At 66.9% G+C, this 5,322-nt stretch carries 5 protein-coding genes; all 5 read left to right on the forward strand.

Annotated features, from left to right (window positions below; genetic code table 11):
• Positions 1-667 (forward strand): chromate transporter (locus tag EBS11_RS27875; protein WP_290608700.1); only part of this gene is annotated, 667 nt, incomplete at its 5' end.
• Between the two features lie 42 nt (positions 668-709).
• Entirely contained in the window at positions 710-1,831 is a 1,122-nt protein-coding gene (gene moaA, locus EBS11_RS27880; protein ID WP_290608702.1) for a GTP 3',8-cyclase MoaA, read from the forward strand.
• A gap of 62 nt (positions 1,832-1,893) precedes the next feature.
• Entirely contained in the window at positions 1,894-3,741 is a 1,848-nt protein-coding gene (gene glp, locus EBS11_RS27885; RefSeq protein ID WP_290608704.1) for a gephyrin-like molybdotransferase Glp, read from the forward strand.
• 26 nt (positions 3,742-3,767) lie between these two features.
• Positions 3,768-4,526, forward strand: coding sequence for a hypothetical protein (locus EBS11_RS27890; protein ID WP_290608706.1), 759 nt, complete (start codon positions 3,768-3,770; stop codon positions 4,524-4,526).
• Between the two features lie 256 nt (positions 4,527-4,782).
• A partial coding sequence (locus tag EBS11_RS27895) for an MHFG family PEP-CTERM protein (protein WP_290608708.1) occupies positions 4,783-5,322 on the forward strand: 540 nt, incomplete at its 3' end.

Below are 5,322 nucleotides of genomic sequence, written 5' to 3' on the forward strand. Positions count from 1 at the left end.
CCTGCTGGCCACGGCCGCCACGGGCCTCGCCCTGGCCTTGCTCGCCTGGCTGGCCCTGGCGCTGGCAGGCGGGGCAGACCAGCCGCTGGCGCAGATGGGCGTATTCTTCAGCAAGGCGGCCCTGCTGACGTTCGGCGGCGCGTATGCCGTGCTGCCCTACCTGGTGCAGGGCGCCGTCGACCAGTACCACTGGCTCACGGGCGCGCAGATGATGGATGGCCTGGCCCTGGGCGAGACGACGCCCGGCCCCCTGATCATGATCGTCGCCTTCATCGGCTTTGTCGGCGGCTGGAGCCAGGCCGTGCTGGGCAGCAACCTGTGGCTGGCGGGCGTGTGCGGCGCCCTGGTGACGGCGTGGTTCACCTTCCTGCCCTCGTTCATCCTCATCCTGGCCGGTGCCCCGCTGGTGGAAGCGACGCGGGGCAATTTGCGCCTGAGCGGCCCCCTGAACGCCATTTCGGCCGCCGTCGTGGGCGTCATCGCCAGCCTGGCCGTGTTCTTTGGCCGCCACGTCTTCTGGCAAGCAAACCCGCTGCCGCACTGGGACTGGCTGGCCATGGCCATCGCGCTGGCGGCCGGCGTGGCGCTGATCCGGTATCAAATGGGCACCATCAAATTGCTGCTCGCCTGTGCCATCTTCGGCCTCGTGCTATCGTATCTGCCTTGAACGACCTAACGTAACTAGTAACTGGCAACTGGCATCACCTTTATGGCTGACAAGATCATCTACCTCGCCGAGGCCCGCAATGGGGCTCCGGCGATACCCGACCGGCTGGAAAACCCCAGCGGCAACGTCGCCGACCGCCTGGGCCGGCCCCTGCACGACCTGCGCATCTCGATTACCGACCGCTGCAATTTCCGTTGCGTGTATTGCATGCCGAAAGACGTGTTCGACAAGAACCACGTCTACCTGCCGCACACGGATCTGCTGTCGTTCGAGGAAATCACGCGCGTGGCGCGCCTGTTCGTCGAGCACGGCGTGGAAAAGATCCGCCTGACGGGCGGCGAACCGTTGCTGCGCAAAAATATCGAAAAGCTCATCGCCATGCTGGCCGCCCTGCGCACGCCGTCGGGCCAGCCGCTGGACCTGACCCTGACGACCAACGGTTCCTTGCTCGCGAGAAAAGCGCAGGCGCTCAAGGAGGCGGGCCTGAACCGGGTCACCGTATCGCTCGATTCGCTCGACGACGCCACCTTCAAGCGCATGAACGACGTGGATTTTTCCGTGGCCGACGTGCTGCACGGCATCGACGCGGCGCATGCGGCGGGCCTGGGCCCCATCAAGATCAACATGGTCGTCAAGGCCGGCATGAACGAGCAGGAAATCGTGCCCATGGCGCGCCACTTCAAGGACACGCCCTACATCCTGCGCTACATCGAATACATGGACGTGGGCGCTTCGAACGGCTGGAACTTGCAGGAAGTCATCCCTTCGGCCGACGTCGTGCGGCGCATCGCCGCCCACATGCCCCTGCTGCCCATCGACCCGAACTATGTGGGCGAGACGGCGGCGCGCTGGCGCTACGCGGATGGCCAGGGCGAAATCGGCCTCATTTCCAGCGTCACGCAAGCGTTCTGCGGCGACTGCAGCCGTGCCCGCCTATCGACGGAAGGCAAGCTGTACACCTGTTTGTTCGCCACCAGCGGCCACGACCTGCGCAGCCTGCTGCGCGGCGGCAATAGCGACCTGGAAATTTCCACCGTGGTGGCGCAGCTGTGGCGCGGCCGCAGCGACCGCTATTCGGCATTGCGCACCAGCCAGACGGACTTGACGGGCGGCACGCTTGAGCGCGGTAAAAAGAAAGTGGAAATGTCGTACATCGGCGGCTGAATCGGGCACGGCGCCCGCCCGCCGCTGCTACCATGGCGCATGCACCATTATTTCTACCTGACATGATCAATCCACAAGACATTACCGGCCTCGTCCTGGCCGGCGGCCTCGGCACGCGCATGGGCCACGGCGACAAGGGCATGCTGCCCCTGCACGGCCAGCCCCTGGTGCGCCACGTGCTGCAGCGCCTGGCGCCGCAAGTGGGCCAGCTGGCCATCAGCGCGAATGCCCATGCGCCCGCCTACGCCCGCTTCGGCCTGCCCGTGTGGCAAGACGTGCTGCCCGGCCAGCTTGGCCCCCTGGCCGGCCTGCACAGCGGCATGCGGCACGCCGGCACACCCTACCTGCTGACGGTGCCCTGCGATTCGCCATTGCTGCCGCCCGACTTGGCGGCGCGCCTGGCGGCCGGCCTCGTCGAACAGAATGCCGACCTGGCCATCGCCGTCACCGAGGAACTCGACCCGGCGACGGGCTTGGCCGTGCGCCGTCCCCATCCCGTCTTTTGCCTCGTAAAAACCGCCGCCCTGCCTCAGCTGGACGCCTACCTGGCCGCCGGCGAACGCCGCATGCGCACCTGGCACGGTCCCCTGAAGCTGGCCGAAGTGCTGTTCCAGGACAGTGCCCCCTTCGGCAACATCAATACGCCGGACGACCTGGCCGCCCTGCAGGCGCAGGGCCTGTCCGTGCCGCTGGCGCAAGCCATCCTGGCCGATGCCGTCGCGCCCGTGGCCGACGTGGAAGACCTGGCGCTGCCGCAGGCGCTCGAGCGCATTTTGGCGGCCGACATCATCTCGCCCATCAGCGTGCCCGCGCACGACAATTCCGCCATGGACGGCTATGCGCTGCACGGCGCCGACCTGGGCGGCGACACGCCCGTGACCCTGGCCGTGGTCGACACCATCCTCGCCGGACGCCCCGGCACCGTCCCGATAGAACGGGGGCAATGCGCGCGCATCATGACGGGCGCCGTCATGCCGGCTGGCTGCGACAGCGTGGTGCCGCAGGAACTGCTGCTGCACGCCAGCGACACCGGCATCACCGTGGCGCCGGACTGCATCCGCCCCGGCGACAACCGCCGTTTCAAGGGCGAGGACTTGATGCAGGGCCAGCCCGCCCTGCTGCAAGGCAAGCGCCTGGGCCCGGCCGAACTGGGCTTGCTGGCCTCGCTGGGCATCGCCACCGTACCCGTGCGGCGCCGCCTGCGCGTGGCCTTCTTTTCCACCGGCGACGAATTGCGCTCGATCGGCGAGCCGCTGGCCGCGGGCTGCATCTACGACAGCAACCGCTACACCCTGCTGGGCATGCTGACCCGCCTCGGCTGCGAGGTGCTGGACATGGGCATCGTCAAGGACAATCCGACGGCGCTGGAAGCGGCCCTGCGCGGCGCCTGCGCGCAAGCCGACGTCATCATCACTTCGGGCGGCGTGTCCAGCGGCGCGGCCGATTTTACGCGCGACATCCTGGCGCGCCTCGGTGACGTTGCTTTCTGGCAAATCAACATGCGCCCGGGCCGCCCCATGGCATTCGGCAACATTTCCAGCGAGGGGCATTCGGCCCTGCTGCTGGGTTTGCCCGGCAACCCCGTGGCCGTGATGGCGACGTTTTATTTCCTCGCCCGCCCCACCCTGCTGCGCCTGATGGGCGCCGATGTGGACACGTCCGCCCTGCCGCTGCTGCAGGTGGCGGCGCAGGCGGCCATCCGCAAGAAGCGGGGCCGCACGGAATACCAGCGCGGCATCGTCGAGCGGGGCGCGGACGAACGCCAGCACGTGCGCGTGACGGGCGCGCAAGGCTCGGGCATCCTGCGTTCGATGACACAGGCGAACTGCATGATCGTGCTGCACGAAGCGCAAGGCCACGTGGCCGCCGGCGACCTCGTCGACGTCGTGCTGTTCCACGGCCTGACGTGATGCGCCAGCCGCTGCTGGCGTTGGTCTTGCTTGCCAGCATAACGGCACATGCCGCCGACGTCACCCGCCATGGCTATACGCTGCGCTACGATGATCGCATCGAGGCGGCCGGTGGCGACCTGCAGGGCGCCACCGTGGGCCGCATCCGCATCACCCGCGCCGGCGACGAGACGCTGGTGTGGCAGGAAAACACGCCCTTGCAGCCCGGCTGCGGCGCCGTTCCCGCCCTCACCGTCCTCAATGACAGTTTCGTGGCCCTGTGCGGCCACCTGGGCGGGCGCCACTACACGCAAAGGATCATCCTGCTGGAAGGCAACACTCCAGGCATGGCCAGCGTCGACCAGTACGACGCTCCCAGTCCCGTGCGCGTGGAAGGCGATGGCGCGCTGGCCATCGACGTCGTGCGGCGCGACCTGTTTCCCGGCGAGCTCACGGGTCCCCATTACTTTCCAACCGTCTATCGCCTGCACCGCGATGCCGTCACCTTCGGCTTTGTGCCCAGCTTTGACGCCGCCAGCGCCGGGCGCTACTGGCAGCACTACCACGCCACGCGCCAGGCGGCGCCAGCGGCAGCCGTGCTGCCGGAGCTGCTGGCCTCCCTGCTGGCTGCCCAGTCCGGCAAGCAGCCCATCTGCGGTGAACTGGATGCCATCGCCAGCGAACTGCAGGGCGGCGTCGCGCCACAGGGACCCGGCGCCCGCGCCCTGATGCTGGACTGGCTGCGCAAGCTGCCGGCGGCCGGCTATCCCCCGTTCGACGGGCAAGCCTGCCCGGGCCGCTTCTAGCACCGCAAGCCGGCGCCGCCGCTCGGCGCCGCCCCCTCCTTCCCCGTATTTCCTGACGCCCTGCGCCGCGCGTCTGCGCCATCGCGCGCCCGTCAGCCCAGCCTTGCATGTTCAAAAACAAGATAAAAATGATAATTATTTCCCGATAGAAAATATAAATAAACACAACACTAATTGTAATTATTTTATTTATTTGTTGATATTGAAGTTTCTTCGGTGATAACATCGGAACTCAACCAAAGAGTTCAATTTTGATATGATTTCCTCGAAGAAACTGGCAGCGCAACATACTCCCTGGATCGCGGGCGCCTGCATGCTGGGCGCAGCAGTCATATTCGGCATGTTGTCCCTGGCGCCACTGCCCGCCCACGCCAAGTCCGCCGCACGCGCCGATGTGCTGGACAATTGCAACTGGAACCGCCCCGGCATCGACCCGTTCATGGGCGACGTGGTGGCGGCCGTCGACCGCTACACGGACATCGCGCCGCCGGTGCGCGAACAGCTGAAGGAGCGCATGCGCGCGCGCCAGTACGATGAAATCGTCGTGATCAGCCGCGACGCCATCCGCGGCAAGGGTAATTACAATGCGCGCATCAGCGACATGCATTTCGGACCGGGAAGGGTGTGCCGCAATGTGACGCGCTCGGGCTGGAGCGATCAGATGCAGGAAAGGGGACTCGTATATTGCGTGCAGGGGCAGTGCATCCTCGTACCGATGGCCGTGCCGGCCGGGATGGCGAAGGCGGAAGCGATGCCCAGCGCCAGCGCGGCCCCGTACGCCAGCGCCAGGCTGGCC

The sequence above is a fragment of the Janthinobacterium sp. genome, from assembly GCF_009923995.1.
Lineage (GTDB): Bacteria > Pseudomonadota > Gammaproteobacteria > Burkholderiales > Burkholderiaceae_D > Janthinobacterium.